This window comes from Bradyrhizobium sp. 23AC, assembly GCF_054863025.1.
Window position 1 is genome coordinate 69,590 of record NZ_JAVAYN010000022.1, and the last position, 20,467, is coordinate 90,056.

A 20,467-nucleotide genomic window follows, 5' to 3' on the forward strand; every position below is an offset into this window, starting at 1 on the left:
AGGAAGCACAGCATCAGCAGGGTCGTTCCGCGCTGCATGCGCCACCGTGTGCGGTTGGATGACTGACGATCTGTGGGTTAGTACTGCTGTCAGCAAATCCCTATCCACGTCTCCCAGGGACATCAATTGATAAGGGCCGTGTCTGCAACTCTCGGAACGTAGTCTCCAAGTGCAGGCTCACCTTGACCATCGCCCTCTCGGCCTACAGTACCTTAAGCGCTTCGGGTGTGTAGGCGACGTAGAAGGAGCGGCCTTGCGCGCGGTCCAGGCGGCACATTTAGGAGCTCGACCGTAATGGCGTTGCAAACTGAAGGAAAACGCGGCACCTCCCACACACATGGGCCGTTAAGCAGGTTCCTGGTGCTTGACTTGACCCGCGTGCGATCAGGCCCGACTGCAGTACGTCAGCTGGCCGATTGGGGCGCTCGGGTGATTCAGATAGAGGCGCCGGAGACCGTTGCGCCCGGAGACGGCTTGGGCGGTCCACGGCACGGCGCGGACTTCCAGAATTTGCATAGAGGTAAGCGAAGCCTATGTATCAATTTGAAAGATCGGGCCGGAATTGAGCTGCTGAAGCGGCTTGCCGCAAAGGCAGACGTGGTAGTGGAGAACTTCAGGCCCGACGTGAAGCAGCGTCTGCATATTGCCTATGAAGACCTAAAGGAAATCAATCCGCGGCTGATCTACGCTAGCATCTCGGGATTCGGGCAAACGGGTCCTTATGCGCTTCGCCCTGGATTCGATCAAATAGCTCAGGGCATGGGTGGATTGATGTCGGTAACAGGATTGGCCGGACAAGGTCCCGTCCGCGCAGGCATACCTGTAGCAGATCTCAGTGCTGGACTTTACTGCGCCTTAGGCATTCTGATCGCGTTACTCGAGCGCGAAGTATCAAATAAGGGGCAGTGGGTATCTACCTCGCTGCTCGAAGCCCAAATCGCAATGATGGACTTCCAAGCAGCACGGTGGCTCATCGAAAGGGACGTTCCGGGCCAGGCCGGTAATGATCATCCCACGGTGGCTCCAATGGGGGTCTACCCGACCGCTGATGGAAATATCAATATTGCATCTGCTGGTGACGAAATGTGGCTTCGTTTGTGCCAGGTTTTGGGTTTGGCCGAGTATGCGAGCAAGGCAGAATTCATTGATGACAAGGCACGAACCAAGAATCGATCCTCCTTACGAGACATATTGTCCCAAGCACTCTCGCGAGAAACTTCCGATGTTTGGATCGAGCGTCTAAACAAAGCCGGTGTGCCTTGCGGCCCCATCTACGACGTGAAGGATGTTTTTTCAGACCCGCAAGTTCTTCAGTCTGGAATCGCCCAGACAGTCACGCATCGCCACCTCGGAGATATTCAAGTGGTTGGCCAACCCGTCCAGCTAAGTCGTACCCCCAGTGAGCTGCGATCGGCCGCGCCGGATCGTGGCCAGAATTCTAGGGAGGTTTTGGAAGAACTGGGTTTCTCGCCAGGTTTAATCGACGGATGGCAAGCGAGCGGCACTATTCAGTGAGCTCTGAAGTGAGTGCTCGTAGCATTTGGTGTTCCTGCACGTGCTCTCTGTCTTAGGCCTAAAAACCTCCCGAGCAGGAAAGGTAGCGAGATTTTTTGAGTATAATGCCAACAGGTTCAATACGCTCCGGAACTGCGTTTATCTCGTTGCTCCTCATCCATCGTGTGGCTTCGATAGCGACACCACCGATAGTCTGTACCTTTGAGGTAGTCTCCCGGTGGAGGAATAAAGGCCACGCGAAATGTTCAGTGCTGTAGCGGCTCGAAGGAGCAGCCTTTGCGCGGATCGCCCTTCGGAAAATGCGCATGCTCAGTCTTCGTAACGCCACTTTTAAAGTTGTCACAGAGCTTCTTTAGAGGCAGTATGCATACAAAGATTAGCTGCTGGCATGCCATGAGCGCCGCAGGCCAGGGGGAGGGCATCGGAGTTGCAGGACAAATCCATAGTCATCGGCGCGGCGAGCGGCCGAGCAGGGTCGCTCCTACTCGCGCGTGAGAGAGCTCCTCGCGATGGATTGTGCGGAAACGCTGGAAAACAATTACAGAGATCAAAAGGGAGGGTGGCAGTGCAGAGGGGGTAATCGTCGACGCCACTACTGATCGGGATTGCCGGGCTTCGAGACCAGCATGACTAAACCGGTTTTCGATCGCGCCCAGAAGCGTGACATCGAGCAAAAGCGGACGGCTCAATCGCGTTAAATGCGCGGGGCAGCCCAACGAGTTTGCGATGACTCAGCAGGAAGCTTCTTACGTGAATGGCCAAGCGTTCCCGGTGGATGGAGGCCTAACGGCATCCATACGTAACAGGAATGCCCTTCTAGGCCGGCCAAAGTGCAAAGAGAGTTCTCCAAATACAATGTCTCACGAAGTGGTAGGATAGGGCGGCCCAATTAAAGAAAAACGAGCGCTGGAGGAAGTTTCACGTGGAACTCATTGTAGACGGTCAAATCCTTCGCCGCTTCTTGTCTTTTTTGGAGGAGACGGGAACGGAAAAACGCCTGCTCAACCTTGGCGTGCTTGAGATTCCTCTTCGAAAATCAAGTGAACCCATTGCCATTGCAGCGAAGCTAGTGATCGGTCTGATGGAGGATGCGGCGGAGTTAGCTGGTCGCCCCGCAGCCGGAGTGCAGTTTGCCGAATGGCTCGATCCGCACCTTTTTGGGCCTATGGCGCTGCTTGGGGAGGGTGCGACTACACTTGCCGAAAGGTTTCACCTTGCTTGCCAGTTCGTCCACATCCGAAACAACACGCTGACGTTCGAAAAGTCTGAAGAGCAGGATAACGTCATAATGCATGTAGTCGTGCATCCTGCCATTCGTCCAATCGCTCGCCAATTTACTGAGTTCTTTGTTGCCCACTGTGTAAAGAACGTCCGCACCCTCTTGGGTGCAGGATGGAACGCAATTCGGGTTGAATTGGCACATGGCCCTCGCGCTTCCGCCGGAACGGAGGCGCGGTACTTCAAATGCCCAATCCGGTATCTCTCAGGTCGAGATGCAATTGTCGTGAGTCGTTCAGACTTCGTCCGACGTTTGCCGCAGAGCAATCCCGAAAAAATCGCGATGCTCAAGAGGCACTTCGCGCAGGAAGAACCCATGTGGCGGATGGACCTTCGAACCCAGGTGGAACATCTAGTCGCATCTCAATTGTCCACCGGTACAGTCTCCCTCACGACAATATCGGCTCTCCTAGCCATGTCACCTCGTACGCTCCAGCGGCGATTGGCCGCTTCAGGTTCCGATTTCGCGGGTGTTCTTGAGTTTGTCCGAATACAAGCAGCGGAGAAGTACCTAAGACAGGATCCTCCTCCTCCTTTAACAAGATTGTCCCAGCTGCTGGGATACTCTGATGCCAGCGTGGCCAGTCGCTTCGTGAAATCTCGATTAGGCCAATGTCCCCGAAAGCTTGCTCGGAGGTTGAGCGCCCATCAGCAGAGCATTAAACGAGCAGCCCGACAAACGTCCTTTTTTACGACTGATACTTTCCTGACTGAAAGGCATAGCACTTAATTATCGGCCTCGAAGGCTGCTACCCGAGGCTGGGCGTCGCAGCTTTTCAGCCTTTAGCCTCTCCAAGGATTAATCGTAAGAGCGAAATGATGTGGGGCGGCGGCTTGGGCCGGCAAAAGAGCAGAATGGCTGCCGATCTTTCTGCTCAAGCCAAGGTTTGTGATATCGCAATCAAGAAATCTGAAGCATCTGGCCGCAGAACCTCCATGTGCCAGCGCATTAATCGATGCGCTTCGTCAGAATCACCTCGAACGATAGCGTCCGTTATTCCGCTGTGTTCATCTGCAGATTGTTTCAAGCGACCCGCGCGCCGAATTGAAAAATCACGATAGTGAGACATTCGTCTACGGACCTCGACGACGGATTGCTCCAAGAAGCGATTTTTGGTCGCGGAATAGATGGTTTGATGGAAATTGGTGTTGATGAGGAGATAGGCCTCTAGATCTTCTTGCTGTGCTGCACGTAGGCCCTCCTGGGCCAACTGTCGCAAACGAGCACGTGAGACTTCTTCCATTCGTCGAGCTGCAAGTCGACTGCAGAGCGCTTCTAAGTCCGCCATAAATTCGTATTGCTGCAGGAAGTCTTGAAAGCTGAGGGACGCGACGAAGCAACCCTGGTTCGGCCGCGCTTCCACTAATCCAACAGACGCTAGACGATTAAGAGCCTCGCGAACGGGAGTTCGCGAGACCTTGAGGCGGGCTGCGATCTCTCTCTCATCAAGACGTTGACCAGGCTTGTACACGCCTGCAGCGATGTTGTCCTCGATTGCGCGTTGAACGCGCTCACGCTGCCCCTTTGCGGGGGAGAGGCCAAGCTTAAGGTTAGCGCTAGCGCGGTCTGTCATTTTTCTCCCTCGGGATAAAGACACCCTGTTGTACAGAATTTGGCATCCCATTGACTACGTATTGCATACCATTTAGCGTGACGTCGAATTACGGGCGCCCGATGTAAGACGCCCGATGCAAAATGAGGGATAGGGATGAACACCCAGAAAAGTTTGGCAAATCCTTCAGTTGTGATCGGCCCCAACAAGCACCTCATTGGCGGTGAGTGGGCCGATAGTGTTGGGGGCGAACGGATAACAGTTGAGTGTCCGGCCACCAAGGCGGTGATTGCCCACACTCCCCGAGGGACTGCCTCCGATGTCGGCCGAGCTGTCCAAGCCGCGAAGAGAGCATTCGAGGAATGGAGACGGGTGCCTCCTAGCGAGAGAGGACGCGCTCTGCTGAAGATTGCAGACGACATCGAGAAAGGTGTCGAAGAGCTCGCCAAGATAATAGCCCATGAGACCGGCAACGCGATTCGCACACAAGCACGACCAGAAGCAATATCATGCGCGGCCACCTTCCGGTATTTTGGAGGATTGGCAACCGAGTTGAAGGGCGCCACGCTACCGCTTGGCGAGGATATTCTTAGCTATACCCGCAGGGAGCCCTTGGGTGTCGTGGGTGCGATCATTCCCTGGAACGCTCCCGCTGCTATAGCGTGCGTTAAGGTGGCGCCTGCCCTGGCCGCCGGCAACTCTGTTGTGCTCAAGGCGGCTGAGGATGCACCTTTCGCAGTTCTCTGGATTGCAAATATCTGTAACCGTCATCTTCCCGCGGGGGTACTGAACGTGCTGACAGGGTACGGTCCTGAATGTGGTGCTGCCCTCGTAGCGCATCCTGATATTCAAAAGATGTCCTTCACGGGATCTACCGCAGTAGGGCGCGGCATCATCTCGGCAACGGCAGACCGCATTTTGCCGGTATCACTCGAACTCGGTGGCAAGAGTCCAACGATCGTTGTTGAGGATGCGAATGAAGAATGGGCGGTAGAGGGTGTTGCCTCAGCAATGCGATTTACTCGGCAGAGCCAATCATGCACTGCCGGTTCCCGGCTTTTCATTCATGAGCGTATATACGACTCGTTTTTGACGAAGCTCATCGCGCTTGTCGAGCAGTACAAGATCGGCGATCCTCTGGATGAACAGTCAGACATGGGCTCGTTGATCAACAAGAAGCAGTTTGATCGGGTGTGTGGATACATCGAAGACGGAATGTCCCGGCAGGAGGGGCGCTTGTTAACAGGGGGCCTCCCACCGAAAAGCGGTCCTCTGAGCAAAGGATACTTTACCGTTCCGACGATTTTCGCCAACGCCAAGAACGATTGGCGGCTTGCTCGCGAAGAAATCTTCGGGCCCGTTCTGGTGGCGGTGCCCTGGCGAGATGAGAGCGACGTAGTTGGAATGGCAAATGACAGCCACTACGGTCTCGCTGGATTTGTCTTCTCCGCAAACACCGCGCGCGCGATCCGCATAGGCCACGCTTTGGATGCGGGATGGATCCAAATCAACCAAGGTAAGGGCCAGCTCATGGGCCAACCTTACGGAGGGTTCAAGGAAAGTGGTCTTGGTAAGGAGAATGCTCTCGAGTCTTTACTTGAGTCCTTCTCACGGCTTAAGTCTGTTACTGTAAACCTCAGTCGCTGACAACCAGCTACACAGCTCGCGATAACGCTTAGGCGAACGAGCGTGCCGAGGCTAACGATATTTCTGCTTCTCGACCATCGCCTGTCAGTCCGAGAGCCAGGCGCGGACAACTCCAACAGAGCACCGAGCCGGAGTGGAGGTGGATCTTGAGGTGGAGGTCGCTGCACGTATTCCGATGTGCTCCGCGCCCAGAAGCCCCTTTGTCAGGAATCCAGATGCGTCATACAAGCAGATCGCGGTTAGCGCTCAGATCCACCGCAGATACACTTCAGCATTAGTGCAACCGCTGGCGCAGCTCGCGAACAATTGCCCGAAGGTCCTCGACGTACTCCTCAATGATTCGCCGCCGCTCATCCCCCGCGGGATCTTTTTCCGGCAAAGTACGACCGCGTTGGGACGGGTGGTTCATCGTCATCGTGAAATCGCGTGGTTGCAGTTACTCTTCGTAGCTCTCCAACTCACCTTGTAAAAATGGCGCGCCGCCTCGCACTGGACGAGATATTTCCTGCCGATGCGCAGTCTACATCTCCTTGCCCCGGCAAGGCTATCCCCCATCCTAGTCCTTATCGAGGAAGCTTAGGGCGGCCTTCAGTACTTCATCTGGCTTGTTGAATTGCGGTGTATGGCTTGCGCTCGGAATGATCTTGATTTCTGATTTCCTGATTGCTGACGCGAAATCATCTGCATAGGCTTGAGGCACAATCAGATCATCTTCTCCCCAGATTATCTGCGTCGGAGCAGCGATCCGATACATTCGCTTCCTAAGTCCTCTTTCAGGAATGGGCCAGATGAAATGTAAGATGCTGGCCATGCTCGTTGCGCGGCGTACGATTTCACGATTTCGATGAGTGGTACCGCCAGGAAGCTCCAGAAGCTTCTTCGCAGCCTCTTCATCGGATGAGCCAAGAATCAAAGTCCTTTGCTTGTCTGGCGTAGCGTACGTGAAGTCAGCCACTGGCTTGTCGTCGCGCCACAATCCCAAGGGATCAATCAGGATGAGCTTCCGTACTCGCTCCGGAAAAAGCGCCGCATACTCAGCGGCAACCATCCCGCCGAAGGAATGACCAATCAGGTCAAATGTTCCAAGTTCAAGCTTCCGAACGACATCGTCGACATAGATGGTAAGATCGTGGATGGTATCAAAGGCCTTCAATTCATCCGGCTCATGCGCACCCGCGACCTCCGGTGCATATACCGAGCGCTTGCTTGAAAGACCGTCGAGTAGGCGATCCCATTGTTGTCCGAGCAGGCCATGTAGATATACGACTGCTGGCCCGCTCCCTTTTGAGAGAACAGAGTTAGCCGAGAGGCCGCGTCCAAGTTCGATCGATCGTACGTCGCTTTGTAGACTCATCAGACCACGACCCGTTTTGCGGAGTTGAGAGGAAGTGCTGGGCCACCTTCGCGAGTCGCTCCAGAGGGCCACCAACGATCCTGGTAGCCCTCCTTCTTCCAAAGGGAACGAAGGCGAGGCATTACCTTTTCAGCAAAAAGTCGCATGTTGTATTCAGTGATCTCGCGATCCATCGATTGGATTTGCAGAATAACCATCAGGTGGCCAATCCTAAGGTTCCGAATGCCGGCCTCCAGCTGCTCAGCAACGGTATCGGGACTTCCGCCGACCACCATTCCGAACGTTTCCGTGAATTCTTTCCACGATGCCCTAGCTGGATCGCCCATGAGCTTCGTGTGAGCAGTGCGGTCGATACTCTGCGCTAATGCAAATTCGAGGCTCTTTTTTGTGCTAAAGCCGGGAGGACTGTGGATATAGCTCGGCGTGTGCAGAGATTTAGAATAGAAGTTACGAATATGCGGCAAGTAGAGCGTTTCTGCTTCCGCGTCAGTGGCGCCGACCACCACCAGCTGCGCGAAACCTGCTCGATACGGGTTGTCGTCTAAACCTGCTGCTTCGACCTGGTCCCAGTATCCTTGCATCATACTTTTCGCCTGCTTGAGGCCGGAGAAACTGAGATAGCTGTAGGTATAGTTGTTGTCAGTCGCGAACTTCCAAGTCTCAACAGACCCTCCGCCTGCAAGCCAAATAGGGGGATGCGGCTTCTGTATTGGCTTTGGCCACGGATTGACGTAGCGCAATTTCGTAAAGCGGCCATTGAACGGAAACGGTCCACTTCGCGTCCAAGCCTCTATCAAGAGTCGGTGCGCCTCGAAATAGCGGTCTCTTACCTGAGTTGGCGGAAGGCCATAATTGCCCACGGTATCTGGCGGCGATCCCACCGGCAGCCCTGCAACCAGCCGGCCGCCGCTCAAGCAATCCAGCATCGCGTATTCTTCGGCAACTCGTAACGGTGGATTATGAAGGGGGATTGTGTTGCCCAGAACGACCAAGGCAACATCGGATTGACGTCGAGCGAGGATCGACGCGATCATATTCGGTGAAACAGGAAATCCGTACGCGTTCTGATGGTGCTCGTTGAATCCTAGGCCATCAAAGCCGAGCTCATCCGCCAGCTCATATTCTTCAATGTTCCAACGAAGGTACTTCTGAACCATCGCTGGATCACAAACCTCATCGTTGGGGAGTGTCACCCAGACACTTTCGTAGCGCTTCGCGAAGTCCTCCGGGAGGTCACGATAGCCTTGCTGATGGAAAAAAATGGTCTTCATGCCATCCCCGAGAGGTTTTGATCGAGTGCTTACGAGAATAGTATTCGATCAACTGCACGAATTGTTGACGATGTCCGCCAACTATTTGACCAAACGCGACAACTCAGTTGGTGGGCATCGGCGCGTGGGAGCTAGCTAAGGAGTACAACAAAACACGCAGTTGCTCCGCGGGACAGAGCTCATGCTGAAGTGAGCTTAGGCTCCAAGTCAGCAAATCATTCGGCCGGCATTTGGCTTAACCGTTTAAACCCGCCGCCGTGGAAAACAAGGGGTGCTTTCATTGCATTACTTAGACTTACCACCTCTCCAATGTAGAGCTCGTGGTCACCGGCTGCATACCGGCTTACTGTCTTGCATTCAAATTGCGCCGCCGCGCCGCGAAGGAGAGGGACGTCAGAGACGCCATTGTCATACTCCACCCCTCTGAACTTATCACCCCCGGACCGGGCGAAAATGTTGCAAAGGTCTTCCTGATCTTCAGCTAGAATATTCACGGCGAAGTAATCATGCGCTCGAAATGCCCCAAGGCTGCTCGAACTTAAGCCAATGCTCCAAAGGATGAGGGGTGGGCTGAGTGACAGCGAATTGAACGAGCTGACTGCAAGTCCGATAGGTGCCTTTGTCCGTGGCTCGCGTGTTGTTACGATTGTTACGCCTGTCGGGAATTGACCCAAACCTCTCCTAAGGACGCTCTGTTCAAGAGGCCTCTGTCGAATGCATTCGTGCTGTCCGTACATGATCTAACTCATGTCCTCTATTGCAATAAGCAGCCACAGAGGCCAGGGGTAAGAGCCTCAAGCTAGGAGAGCTACCGTTTTGTCTCTTTCGAGCCACCAATTTCGCCGGTTACCAGCTTCACAATAGCCGAACAGTCAAGTTGTCCGAGCCCCACGGCCTCAAGCACCGTAAACAGCTGAGCAGCTACCGCACCGAGGGTGGTAGGCGTGTTACTAGCCTGTGCTGCTAGTTGCGATAGCCGCAGATCCTTGAGCATCAAGGAGCCGGTGAAACCAGGCTTGAACTCCTTATTCACGGCCGCTGCGGGTACCACTCCGGGAATTGGGCAAGCCAAGAGCAATGCTTGGTTGCTTCCGCTCGAGTTTGCGATCACATCGAAGAGTATCGCGGGATCAAGGCCAAGATTACGCCCGAGCACCATCGCTTCAGCCGAAGCTATAGTGTTGATGCCAGCAAGCATGTTGTTGCAAATTTTGGCAGCTTGCCCGTGACCTGGGCCTCCCACATAAACTAACCGCTTCCCCATCGCAGACAAAATTAGGTGTGCCTTGTCGAACGTGGCACGATCCCCGCCACACATGAATGTGAGTGTGGCATTCTCAGCCCCGATCGTGCCTCCAGACACGGGCGCATCAAGCATTTCTAGACCAATTGTCTTCGCCGACTTTCCAAGCTCTCGCGCCGTGTCGACGTCCACGGTTGAGCAGTCCATCAGAACGGCTCCCGCTCTCGCGCTTTTTAAGAGTCCTTCTTCGCTCAACCACACGGCCCGGGATTCCTTTCCCGTCGGAAGCATGGTTATAATGAATTCGGCTCCCTTCGTTACATCGGCAAGCTGGGCGCTCGCTGCGGCGCCGAACTCCTTTGCGCCGCGCAGGGCCTCGGCGTTGAGATCGAAAGCCTGAACTCGGTGCCCTTTCTCTACCAAGTTCCGGGCCATTCGGATGCCCATGTTCCCTAAACCAACAAAGCCAATCGTCGCCAATTCGACTTCTCCCAAGCAGATTTGGATGTAGTAGTACCTTTCGGTCGCCGGCACCTGCTGACATAACCCGCCAAAGATTTGACCATTTACGCCACTGCCCGCGCGAGTTTACATCAGGATCCAATGTGCAAAACGCTCCCTGAAAGTGAAATACTCCGTCCCATTTGCTTCTTGACAAACAAGTGTCGTACCTACTAGCCTGGAGCAGCTGAACAATTGCTGCGGATGAAGTGGGCATTGCAAGCTTCACTGGGGCTTCTCGGACTCGTTCGGAACGAAGCTTTCAGGAGATGATACGTATACCCGCAGCAACTGAGCGCCTCGGTCCTGGCAGGGGTTATCGAAGAGCTGGCCGAGCGTCGCAATGTCAGAAAGGAAGGGACTACCCCCAATGAACGACGGCACAGTGACGGCGGGTAGGCCCGTTCTTGAGCTCGAAGACGCTCGCGCAACTATTCGCCTTAGTCGGCCAAAGCAGTTGAATCGTTTGCAGGAGGAAGATCTCCGCGAGTTGTTGACCCTCTTTGACGTTGTTGAGTCCAAGCCGGCTATTCGTGTACTGGTGCTGACCGGCGAAGGCCGCGCCTTTTCCGCTGGGTACGATTTGAGCCTCGTGGCCGGAAGTGCTGCTACCGAGCAGGGGCAGCCAAAGTCCGCATTCGAAGCAGCGGTCAATCGTCTTGAGGATCTCAGCATGCCTACAATTTGTCGGTTGAACGGCGGTGTCTATGGCGGGGCAACGGACCTCGCCCTTGCTTGCGATTTCCGGATTGGCGTCGACACCGCCGAGATGTTTATGCCAGCGGCAAGGCTTGGGCTCCACTATTACAAGAGCGGAATAAAGCGATACGTTTCGCGCTTGGGGCTGGACAATGCCAAGATGCTGTTCCTGACAGCGCAGAAGATCAGCGCCCAAGAGATGTTGAGGATCGGCTATCTCAATTCAATCGTTCCGGCGGAGCGGCTTGACGCAGCAGTCGACAGACTAGCGGAAATTCTAGCAGGCAACGCGCCCAAAGCCATGGCCGGCATGAAGCGCGCTCTTAACGAATTCGCTCGTGGCGAACTCGACGAGGCCGCGGCTGATCAGCGCAGCCGCGACAGCTTGCGCGACAACGAACTCATAGAAGGCTTGGCGGCATTCACTCAGAAGAGACGACCGCGCTTTTAAGGTCGTGAGTTGAGGGATCGCTTGAAAGTCGTCGTCGGGTGTCAAAAGCGACGGTTCTCACCTCTTGCATTAGAATGCTGCCCAGTCGAATTGACACATGAGCAAGAAACTATTGCCCACTTGGACGACTGACGTAGCGTTCGATGAGTCTGTAGAGCTCCTGGAGCCCGCGGGATGACAATGCCTAGAAAACGATGCGCTTGATGCTCGTCAGCCATAGAAAACAAAAATACTTTCCCGGCTTGATCTCGGGTTCACCAGCTGAAGAACCTGGCGATCAGGGGCTCAATGCATGTCGGACCCGGACATGCCGAAACTGCCTTTGTCCGGCAAGCGGCCCTCTTCGCCGAACGCAAGTGGCGCGGTGTCGGCATGATCATCACGCGCGACATTCCCCCGGACGTCGAGGCAAGCGACCAGGGCGCCAAAGCGGGCAGGATCTACGACGAACTTCAGCGCATGGCGTCTAAGCGAGCCGTGTCAGCGGCTACTACGAAGCAGCTGAACTCGACACCAAACGCGGCCATCAATCGGGTGATGCCGCTGGCGGGTCTGATATCTCGCACCGAGCGAGCAGAGCTACGGGATCGCGACCGACTCGCATTATGGCTCTTCAACCGCGTGTGGATCGGATCGGGTTACTTGGAGGGTTAAACGATGGGACGTCGATCTCGGGTACTGATGAGCGACGCGGACAACCGGCGCGTGATACAGGTCGTATCGCGCGCATTCGACATTGTGCGTTGCTTTGAGGGTCGAAGCATAGGCCTCGGCAATCGCGAAATCGCCGATCGCTGTGGACTTCCGCGATCGACGGTCTCCCGTCTGACGCTGACTCTCACCCAGATCGGCCAATTGACCTACCTGCCGCAGGCGCAGAAATATGCTCTCGGACCGCACGCCGCCGCGCCCGGCGTCCCATTGTGTGCGGACAAGCCTGATTGTACCGCCGAACGCCAGCGTGAAGCGGGGCAACCGTCCATGCTGCAAGCGATCAACTCGCGCTCCGAAGATCAGCGCAACACAACTGCTGAGCCGCTTGTGGTGACGACTCACCGCTGACGCCTTCGTCCGCGCAAGGCGGAAAGCGCGGCGGCATCAGAGCCATTGGCACGAGCTCACAGTACTAGAACATCCAAAGCCAAGGGAGTCGCATGGCTGAAGCATACGTCATCGACGTGGTCCGCACGCCGCGCGGCATCGGCAAGCCGGGCAAGGGTGCGCTGTCGCATCTGCATCCGCAGCACCTGGCAGCAACCGTGCCCACCGCGCTCAAGGAGCGCAACAAGCTCGATACCTCGACGCTGACCATGATCACCAACGGCTACTTCAACGGTGAAGACGTCCGCCTCAACGGCGCCATCCGCATGGCTCCCCGCTAGAGCATCATTCTGAAACAATAAGCACGGCAACAGGAGACGAAGGCGATGTCCGAAGAAATTCCGGTCCTTACTGAAGTCCGCGGACCTATTCTGATCATCACGCTTAACCGACCGCAAGCTAAGAACGCGGCCAACCTCGCCCTCTCTCAGGGCGTTGCTGCAGCGATCGACCGGCTTGACGCAGACGATGCCATCAGCGTCGGCATCATCACCGGCGCCGGCGGCACGTTCTGCTCGGGCATGGACCTCAAAGGGTTCCTGAAGGGTGAGCGGCCATCGATCCCGGGCCGCGGCTTCGCCGGCCTCACCGAGGCGCTGCCGAAGAAGCCGCTGATCGCGGCCGTGGACGGCTACGCACTCGCCGGCGGGATGGAGCTCGCGCTGTCATGCGACATGATCGTCGCCAATCGCAACGCCAAGTTCGGGATCCCCGAGGTGAAGCGCGGGTTGGCTGCTGCGGCCGGCGGGCTGATCCGCATGCCGCGCCAGATGCCGTTCCGCGTGGCAATGGAGTTCGCGTTGACGGGCGAGTTCTTCGGCGCACAGCGCGCCTACGAGCTCGGCATCATCAATCGCGTGACCGATGGCCCGGCGCTCGACGCCGCGCTCGAGCTTGCTGCTGCGATCGGCACCAATGGTCCGCTCGCTGTGAAGGCATCGAAGCAGGTGATCGTCGACTCCAGGCTCTGGCCGGAAGATCAGATGTGGAAGAAGCAGCAGGAGATCGTCCGTCCCGTTTTCGTGTCCGATGATGCCCGCGAGGGCGCGGCTGCCTTCGCAGAAAAGCGCGCGCCGAACTGGAAAGGCAAATAAGCAGCGGCCGTCTCGACAACGGAGCGCCGGTTTTGATTGCGGCAGAACCGGTTCTCAAGATCTTTGTGAGCGCTGCGCCGCAGGCCGGCTCGCGTCTTGAGAGCGCTATCGAGTGAATGATACCCAGCTTGTACGCACGACGAAGACCGCCTGATTAACGTATGCGCGCGGGGAACGGCGAGCTCTATGATGGCGTTGCGTGAAAGTCAGACGGCCTGCTGATCGGCGGGCTTGTCGGCTTGGCGCAGGAACTTCCATTCCTAGGGTAGCAGTTCGTGCAGACGCGTCGCGGGAAGATCGGCGATACGGGCGAGGACGTCGGCGAGCCAGGCCTTGGGATCGACATCGTTAAGACGACAGGTCGTGATCATCATAAGCACGCCTTCCCAAGATCATGCCGCGCGGCGCTCTTTCGGCGGCGTTGCTGCTGAGGCAGATCTTGCTCTCGTCGAGGAAGCGGGCAAAGTCGGCCCAGCGCCTGAGCATGTAATTCATGGGTTTCAGGACCTCGGAAGGGGCGCGAAGAGGATCTCTCGCTCGCGGAGTAGCCAGTCGTGCATATCGACGAGCACCGGCTTGCTTCTCTCCTGGCACGCCGCTCGTCCGCGCTGAGTCCGTTGATGCGCGCTCGATCTCGAACAACGTATCGAGGCATCTGACCGCCTCCAGCCTGATCGGGGAGACCGGTTTGCCCTTGCCTCCCTTGGCCTTCTTCTCGATCTCGGCCAGCTCGAAGAAGCCCGCCTCGCATGGGCGAAGCAGAATGCCGGCGTGATCGGGATCGCCTTCCCTTGCGGAATCGAACAACGGCTCGAAGTCGCTATAGCAATCCGCCTGCAGGATATCGGCGAAGGCGGCCACATGCGTCTGGGGATGCTCGCCCCATCGGTCGCTCGAGGCGTAATAGATCACCGCCGACGGCGCTTCGACGCCAAAACACCGTTGCACCCGAACTCGAAGGCCTGCTCATCGGCCTGAGTTAAGCAGCCGACGAGACGGTCGTCGACCGCGACGGATCGATGCCCGTCGACCACCGATGGCGTCAATGATTTTCACGCCAAGATCGGCTGGATGCCAGATTGCTAGGACGCCGTCGCGGCGCCCGCCGGCGGCACGCGGGACCTCAACGATATCGCCTCGGTCATCAATTATCCTTCGATAACCTTCGGCTTGCGCCTGGCGAGATGCGCGGCGAGACCCTCGCGTCCCTCGGACGATCCGCCTGTAGCCGCTATGCTTCTGGCTTCACGATCCATCTGGCTGGCAAAGTCTGACGACATACTCTCGTGTAGCAGGCGACGCGTGAGCCCCATCGCTGCCACCGCGCCGGACACCAACGTCTTGGCGGCAGCGTCGGTTTCAGCAATAAGCTGATCGTCCTCCACCATTCGCGTCACAAGGCCAATCGCAGCCGCTTCTTCAACCGCTACGCGCCTGTTAGTGAGAAGGATCTCCTGCGCGCGCCTTAAGCCAACCAGACGCGGCAGCGTCCAGGTCATGCCGCCATCCGGTGTAAACCCAATTGCCCCATAAGCGGCCACGAAGTTCGCGGAGCGGCCTGCAAGTACTAAGTCCCCCGCGATCGCTAAACTGAGACCGGCTCCGGCAGCCGGTCCGTTGATGGCGGTTAGAAGCGGCTTTGGCATCGAAGCGAACTGAGACAGCGCCAAGTGCAGAGTTCCGGCCAACCGCGCCAGAAACCCTGAGATATTGTCGCTGTTCGCTGCGAAGACGCTGACGTCGCCGCCTGCGCAGAACATGCGGCCCGCCCCGGTCAGCACAACGCACCGGATAGCCTCGTCTGATGCACAGCGAATAGCTATATCGAGCAGCGCGTCTGCCATCGCCTGGTCGAGCGCATTCCCCTTTTCGGGCCGATTTAGTGTGATCCGAGCAATGCTATGCTCGACTGCAAGCAATACTGAAGCTTCACTCATGAGCACCTCTCTGCAGCATCCAGCGCCAGCCTAACGAATCGGGGATAGCTCCAAGGGCCTTCCTTCGGGCACGAACGGCAGCGAGATCAGAGCGCCTCGAGGATCGTGACATTCGCAACACCGCCGCCCTCGCACATCGTCTGAAGACCGAAGCGCTTTCCGCGTGCCTTGAGGGCGTGAATCAGCGTCGCCATCAGTTTGGTGCCGCTCGCACCTAGCGGGTGCCCGAGCGCGATAGCACCTCCGTTGACATTGAGCTTCGCGGGATCTGCGCCGGTCGCTTGAATCCAAGCCAACGGAATCGACGCAAATGCTTCATTGACTTCATAGAGATCAATGTCATCGATTTTCAAGCCGGCGCGATCCAGTGACCGCTTTGTGGCCCTGATTGGCTCCTCGAGCATGATCACGGGATCGCCGGCAGTAACCGTCATGTTGATGATGCGCGCGAGCGGTCTGAGATCGTGTCGTTTCAGCGCCTCTTCCGAGACAATCAGGGCAGCGGACGCCCCGTCGCAGATTTGGCTGGAATTGGCGGCGGAAATCACGCCTCCTTCTTTAAGCAGTTTTACGGAGCTTATGGCCTCAATGGATGCATCCCAGCGGATTCCCTCGTCCACGTCATGCAGTCCGCCTTCGATCGCTAGAGGGACGATCTCGCGGCGGAAGTCACCGCGCTTGCTCGCGGCGGCCGCCCTTTGGTGGCTCTCAAGTGCAAAGCGGTCGAGCATCTCGCGGTTGAAACCGTATTTCGTGGCGACCATTTCGGCACCTTCGAATTGGCTGAATTCGCCGACGCCGTAACGGGCTTTGATTCGGTCGCTGAGCGGCCCGGTTCCAACCCCCTCTTTCGCGTGGAAGGACAGATTGGAGAACATGGGCACGCGAGTCATGCTTTCGACCCCGGCCGCAATCACAACATCCTGTGTGCCAGACATGACCGCTTGCGCTGCGAACTGTACTGCCTGCTGAGAGCTGCCACACTGACGATCAATTGTCACCGCAGGCACGGTCTGCGGGAGCTTGCGAGAGGCGAGCACCGCATTCCGCCCAAAGGCGAACGCCTGCTCGCCCGCCTGCGTCACACACCCGAGAATGACGTCCTCAACGACACCGGCATCAATTCCGGTTCGCTCGATCAGAGCGTCGAGCACTTCGGCTCCCAAGTTTGCCGGATGCCAATCAGCCAGTTTACCCTTGCGCTTGCCTCCGGCGGTGCGCACAGCATCGATAACATACGCTTCGGCCATAATCGCGCTCCTTCATTCGCCTTGTGCTTGCTAGCCCGCTGTCTCGCGGTAGTGAGACCGCAACGACCTTACTGATGACGACAATGTCGACGCGTTCATCTCGGCGCCATTCGGATCGAACCGTCTAGGCGAATGACTTCGCCGTTAAGCATGGGGTTAGTGATGATGCTCTCGACGAGGTGCGCATATTCTTCGGCCTTCCCCAGCCGCGAAGGATGTGGAACTTGCTTGCCGAGGCTTTCTTGCGCGGCCTTTGGCAAACCCATCAGCATTGGAGTGAGGAAAATTCCAGGAGCAATCGTCATCACGCGGATGCGATGCTGGGCAAGGTCGCGAGCAATCGGCAGCGTCATACCGACGACGCCCCCCTTGGAAGCTGCGTAGGCCGCCTGTCCGATTTGCCCGTCATACGCCGCGACCGATGCGGTGTTGATGATCACGCCCGCTTCTTCGCCGCCGAACCCGGCCACGGCCAATCGAGCGGCGAATTTCGCTGTGGTGTTGAAGCTACCAATCAGATTCACCTCGATCGCCTTACGGAAGGCTTCTAGGGGGTGCGGAATGCCGTCTTTCGCAACGACCCGGATCGCCGGCGCAACACCCGCGCAATTGACGAGCACGCGCGCGACGCCATGCGCCGCTTCTGCCGCAGACATTCCGTCCTCGACGGATTTGTCGTCGGCGACATTGACGATGTGGAAAGTGCCGCCCAGCCGCCCGGCTGTCTCGTTGCCAGCAGGCTCGTTCAGGTCGAAAATAGCGATCTTTGCACCAGCCTGGCTCAGGCGCTCCGCCGTGGCGGCTCCCAAACCTGATGCGCCACCAGTGACGATTGCAGCAACGCCATCAATATTCATCCGACGGATTCCTTCAATTGAGCTCGAAAGCCATGGCAGTCGCTTCACCGCCACCGATGCAGAGGCTTGCAACGCCCCGCCGTAGACCCCGGTTCTTTAGGGCAGAAAGCAAAGTCACAATGATGCGCGCACCTGACGCACCTATTGGGTGTCCAAGCGCGGTCGCGCCGCCGTTGACGTTAAGGCGATCAACCGGGATGCCGAGGTCACGCGCCGCAATCATGGCGACGGCGGCAAAGGCTTCATTGACCTCGAAAAGGTCAACGTCGGCGACGGTCCAGCGGACACGGGCCAGCAACTTCTTGATCGCCTGGACCGGTGCCGTCGTAAAAAGGGCTGGGCTTTGCGCGTGAGCTGCGCTGCCAATAACACGCGCGAGCACCGGTAGATCCAGCCGCTGCGCGATGCTTTCCCGCGTCATCACCAGCGCTGCGGCTCCATCGGAGATGGACGCGGAGCTTGCGGCAGTAATGGTCCCGTCGCTCGCAAATGCAGGCTTGAGCGAAGGGATCCTCTCGGGGCGTGCGTTTCCTGGCTGTTCGTCGGTATCGACCAGTACATCGCTGCCGCGCGTCTTGACGGAGACGGGCACAATCTCATCGACAAAAGCTCCATTCGCGATGGCAGCCCGGGCACGCTCGAGTGAACGCAAAGCGTAGGCGTCCTGCGTCTCGCGGCTGAATTGATAGAGGTCTGCGGTCGCTTGGGCGAATGCGCCCATCGGCTTTCCACGTTCGTAAGCATCTTCCAGACCGTCCATCATCATGGTATCGATCACGCGATCGTGGCCTATCCTGGCTCCCGAGCGGTGCTTTGGAAGTGCATAGGGTGCGTTGGTCATGCTCTCCATACCGCCCGCCACGATGACCTCTGCGGCATCAGATTGCAGCGCTTCAGCGGCCATAACGACAGCCTGCATCCCGGATCCGCACATCTTGTTGATGGTGGTCGCCTGCACCGACTCTGCAAGGCCGGCGCCCAGCGCGGCTTGCCGTGCCGGCGCCTGGCCCAGCCCTGCAGGAAGGACACAACCCATGTAGATGCGCTCGATCGAATTGAAGGGCACGCGCGCCCGCTCAACAGCTGCGCGAACGCTTGCCGCCCCGAGATCTATCGCCTTGAGAGATGATAGGGATCCCTGAAAGCCACCCATAGGAGTTCGTGCATAACCTGCAATCACCACTGCATCAGGCAACGTGTCGCTCCTCATAATGCGCGCGAAATGACCATGCGCTGAATATCCGAAGTGCCTTCGTAGATCTGGCAGACGCGGACATCGCGGTAGATCTTTGCGATCCCAAATTCCTCAAGGTAGCCGTAGCCACCGAGCGTCTGCAGTGCGCCGGAGACGACCGTCTCAGCAGTTTCGCTCGCAACCAGCTTGGCCATGGATGCCTCCTTCAAGCAGGGCTCGTCGCCGTCCTTGAGAGCGGCCGCGTGGAGCGTCAGTTGACGTGCTGCCTCCAGCTTCGCAGCCAGATCGGCGAGCCGGAATCCTACTGCCTGATGCTCAATGATCGCTTTGCCCATTGACCGTCGCTCCTTTGCGTACGCGACGGCGAGCTCAAGCGCGGCCTCTGCCATGCCGACACATTGGGCAGCAATCCCGATCCGTCCGGTTTCAAGGTTTGCGAGCGCGATGCGGTAGCCCTCACCGGGGCTCCCCAAGACCAACTCGTCTTCCACGAATAGCTGTTCAAATCGAAGGCTGCAGGTATCGGACGCCGTCTGTCCCATCTTGTGCTCGACCTTCTCCACTTCGTAGCCGTTTCGATCAGTCGGCACCAGGAAGGCTGTCAGACCCCGTTTGCCTGCGGTCGGGTCAGTTACAGCGATGACCATGGCCAACCCCGCAATCTTCCCCGACGTGATGAACTGCTTGCTACCTGTGATGATCCACCCGCCGTCGGTCCGAATCGCGCGCGTTCGGACCGCGGCCGCGTCGGACCCGGCGTCCGGCTCGGTCAGCGCGAACGCCCCGATGGTGCGGCCGTTGATCAGGAGGGGGAGGAAGCGCGCCTTTTGTTCCTCGGTGCCCCGCTTGAGGATGCCGGCAACCATGATCGAGTTTTGGATCGAGACAAGGGTCGAGAGGGCCCCATCCGCCGCTGCGATTTCCATGAGCGCAAGTGCATAAGAGACGTAGTCGCTCTCAGCGCCGCCATAGCTCGCCGGTGCGATCATCCCGAACAACCCAAGAGCTCCCAGATCCTCGAACAGCTGCGGGGGAAAGCCGCCGCTATCCGCGAACGCGCGCGAATGCGGCTTGATCCTCTCCCGGGAGAAAGATCGGATCGACTCAGCGACGGCTCTTTGGGTCTCTGAAAGAAGCATTAAATCGTTCGGTCATTAGCATGCCAAAACCTCTATCGATCGGTGACAGAAGATCCACAGTGCAGCGCGGGAGCCAATCTACTGCTAGTTGATCGATAAGCAAGTGTTTTTTTTGGGCGAGCTTTACTATAGGGACGTTTGAGGTATGCGCGCCGACGGAGAGATAGAAACAGAACCGGATCACGCCTGTCACTGCGCTTAGAGCGCCACATTAGGCCGCGACGCGAGCTCTCGACGTGATCGATCCTCCAGGACCACAATATCCAACGATCTTGGTGTCCTTTCGACGACACGATGCGACCACTCTGATGCTCAAGAGGGCTGAAGCACTGAGGGCCGCCATGCCGATGGAGCCAATGCGCCCCTAGCCCGGGTAGGAAGA

General features: G+C 57.4%; 19 protein-coding genes and 2 pseudogenes. 9 read left to right on the forward strand and 12 right to left on the reverse strand.

From position 1 onward, the window contains the following. The first annotated feature begins 294 nt into the window (after nucleotides 1–294). The 3 genes and pseudogenes from RAD10_RS34915 to RAD10_RS34925 all read left to right on the forward strand — a co-directional run bounded on the left by RAD10_RS34915 (nucleotide 295) and on the right by RAD10_RS34925 (nucleotide 3,523). Nucleotides 295–1,515, forward strand: coding sequence for a CaiB/BaiF CoA transferase family protein (locus tag RAD10_RS34915; RefSeq protein ID WP_129142499.1), 1,221 nt, complete (start codon nucleotides 295–297; stop codon nucleotides 1,513–1,515). Nucleotides 1,516–2,123: 608 nt separating this feature from the next. Further along, nucleotides 2,124–2,313 (forward strand): annotated as a pseudogene (locus tag RAD10_RS34920) (oxidoreductase); the annotation flags it as partial. A gap of 124 nt (nucleotides 2,314–2,437) precedes the next feature. Beyond that, nucleotides 2,438–3,523: an AraC family transcriptional regulator gene (locus RAD10_RS34925; protein WP_129142498.1), complete on the forward strand. Its 1,086-nt coding sequence runs from the start codon at nucleotides 2,438–2,440 to the stop codon at nucleotides 3,521–3,523. Between the two features lie 145 nt (nucleotides 3,524–3,668). On the opposite strand, the gene RAD10_RS34930 is transcribed toward RAD10_RS34925, so the two are convergent. Further along, entirely contained in the window at nucleotides 3,669–4,367 is a 699-nt protein-coding gene (locus tag RAD10_RS34930) for a GntR family transcriptional regulator (RefSeq protein WP_461620996.1), read from the reverse strand. A 135-nt stretch (nucleotides 4,368–4,502) separates the two neighbouring features. On the opposite strand from RAD10_RS34930, the gene RAD10_RS34935 reads away from it, so the two are divergent. Beyond that, nucleotides 4,503–5,993 (forward strand): aldehyde dehydrogenase family protein, encoded by a 1,491-nt coding sequence (locus tag RAD10_RS34935; RefSeq protein WP_461620997.1) that lies wholly within the window; start codon nucleotides 4,503–4,505, stop codon nucleotides 5,991–5,993. Between the two features lie 556 nt (nucleotides 5,994–6,549). Here the strand turns inward: RAD10_RS34935 and RAD10_RS34940 are convergent. The 4 genes from RAD10_RS34940 to mmsB all read right to left on the reverse strand — a co-directional run bounded on the left by RAD10_RS34940 (nucleotide 6,550) and on the right by mmsB (nucleotide 10,341). Beyond that, nucleotides 6,550–7,347, reverse strand: coding sequence for an alpha/beta fold hydrolase (locus RAD10_RS34940; RefSeq protein ID WP_461620998.1), 798 nt, complete (start codon nucleotides 7,345–7,347; stop codon nucleotides 6,550–6,552). After that, nucleotides 7,347–8,618, reverse strand: coding sequence for an LLM class flavin-dependent oxidoreductase (locus tag RAD10_RS34945; protein ID WP_129142494.1), 1,272 nt, complete (start codon nucleotides 8,616–8,618; stop codon nucleotides 7,347–7,349). Before RAD10_RS34945 ends, RAD10_RS34940 begins: the two co-directional genes overlap by 1 nt. 215 nt (nucleotides 8,619–8,833) lie before the next feature. Then, on the reverse strand, nucleotides 8,834–9,355 hold the full coding sequence (locus tag RAD10_RS34950; protein ID WP_129142493.1) for a flavin reductase family protein: 522 nt from the start codon (nucleotides 9,353–9,355) through the stop codon (nucleotides 8,834–8,836). Between the two features lie 71 nt (nucleotides 9,356–9,426). Continuing rightward, nucleotides 9,427–10,341 (reverse strand): 3-hydroxyisobutyrate dehydrogenase, encoded by a 915-nt coding sequence (mmsB, locus tag RAD10_RS34955; protein ID WP_129142492.1) that lies wholly within the window; start codon nucleotides 10,339–10,341, stop codon nucleotides 9,427–9,429. Between the two features lie 391 nt (nucleotides 10,342–10,732). On the opposite strand from mmsB, the gene RAD10_RS34960 reads away from it, so the two are divergent. From RAD10_RS34960 to RAD10_RS34980, 5 genes and pseudogenes are all read left to right on the forward strand, one after another. Continuing rightward, nucleotides 10,733–11,512 carry an enoyl-CoA hydratase/isomerase family protein gene (locus RAD10_RS34960; protein WP_461620999.1) on the forward strand — a complete coding sequence of 260 codons (780 nt, stop codon included), beginning with the start codon at nucleotides 10,733–10,735 and terminating at the stop codon, nucleotides 11,510–11,512. 288 nt (nucleotides 11,513–11,800) lie between these two features. Then, the gene (locus tag RAD10_RS34965; protein ID WP_461621000.1) at nucleotides 11,801–12,166 is read left to right on the forward strand and encodes a hypothetical protein; all 366 of its coding nucleotides are present in this window, start codon (nucleotides 11,801–11,803) and stop codon (nucleotides 12,164–12,166) included. Between the two features lie 3 nt (nucleotides 12,167–12,169). Next, nucleotides 12,170–12,421 (forward strand): annotated as a pseudogene (locus RAD10_RS34970) (helix-turn-helix domain-containing protein); the annotation flags it as partial. Between the two features lie 245 nt (nucleotides 12,422–12,666). Then, a complete protein-coding gene (locus RAD10_RS34975) occupies nucleotides 12,667–12,894 on the forward strand; it encodes a hypothetical protein (protein ID WP_461621001.1) in 228 nt (75 codons plus the stop codon). Nucleotides 12,895–12,939: 45 nt separating this feature from the next. Continuing rightward, nucleotides 12,940–13,707, forward strand: coding sequence for a crotonase/enoyl-CoA hydratase family protein (locus tag RAD10_RS34980; RefSeq protein WP_129142489.1), 768 nt, complete (start codon nucleotides 12,940–12,942; stop codon nucleotides 13,705–13,707). Nucleotides 13,708–13,967: 260 nt separating this feature from the next. On the opposite strand, the gene RAD10_RS34985 is transcribed toward RAD10_RS34980, so the two are convergent. The 7 genes from RAD10_RS34985 to RAD10_RS35015 form a co-directional block, all read right to left on the reverse strand. Further along, complete coding sequence (locus tag RAD10_RS34985; protein WP_461621002.1) at nucleotides 13,968–14,081, reverse strand: transposase domain-containing protein; 114 nt, start codon at nucleotides 14,079–14,081, stop codon at nucleotides 13,968–13,970. After that, nucleotides 14,056–14,619 (reverse strand): IS66 family transposase, encoded by a 564-nt coding sequence (locus RAD10_RS34990; RefSeq protein WP_461621003.1) that lies wholly within the window; start codon nucleotides 14,617–14,619, stop codon nucleotides 14,056–14,058. Before RAD10_RS34990 ends, RAD10_RS34985 begins: the two co-directional genes overlap by 26 nt. A gap of 236 nt (nucleotides 14,620–14,855) precedes the next feature. Continuing rightward, nucleotides 14,856–15,644, reverse strand: a complete 789-nt coding sequence (locus tag RAD10_RS34995) for an enoyl-CoA hydratase/isomerase family protein (protein WP_208738459.1) — start codon at nucleotides 15,642–15,644, stop codon at nucleotides 14,856–14,858. A gap of 86 nt (nucleotides 15,645–15,730) precedes the next feature. Further along, nucleotides 15,731–16,894, reverse strand: a complete 1,164-nt coding sequence (locus RAD10_RS35000) for an acetyl-CoA C-acetyltransferase (protein ID WP_129142487.1) — start codon at nucleotides 16,892–16,894, stop codon at nucleotides 15,731–15,733. Nucleotides 16,895–16,989: 95 nt separating this feature from the next. Beyond that, nucleotides 16,990–17,751: an SDR family NAD(P)-dependent oxidoreductase gene (locus RAD10_RS35005; RefSeq protein WP_461621004.1), complete on the reverse strand. Its 762-nt coding sequence runs from the start codon at nucleotides 17,749–17,751 to the stop codon at nucleotides 16,990–16,992. A 13-nt stretch (nucleotides 17,752–17,764) separates the two neighbouring features. After that, a complete protein-coding gene (locus RAD10_RS35010; protein WP_461621005.1) occupies nucleotides 17,765–18,961 on the reverse strand; it encodes an acetyl-CoA C-acyltransferase in 1,197 nt (398 codons plus the stop codon). Then, complete coding sequence (locus RAD10_RS35015) at nucleotides 18,958–20,085, reverse strand: acyl-CoA dehydrogenase family protein (protein ID WP_461621006.1); 1,128 nt, start codon at nucleotides 20,083–20,085, stop codon at nucleotides 18,958–18,960. Before RAD10_RS35015 ends, RAD10_RS35010 begins: the two co-directional genes overlap by 4 nt. Nucleotides 20,086–20,467: the final 382 nt, after the last annotated feature.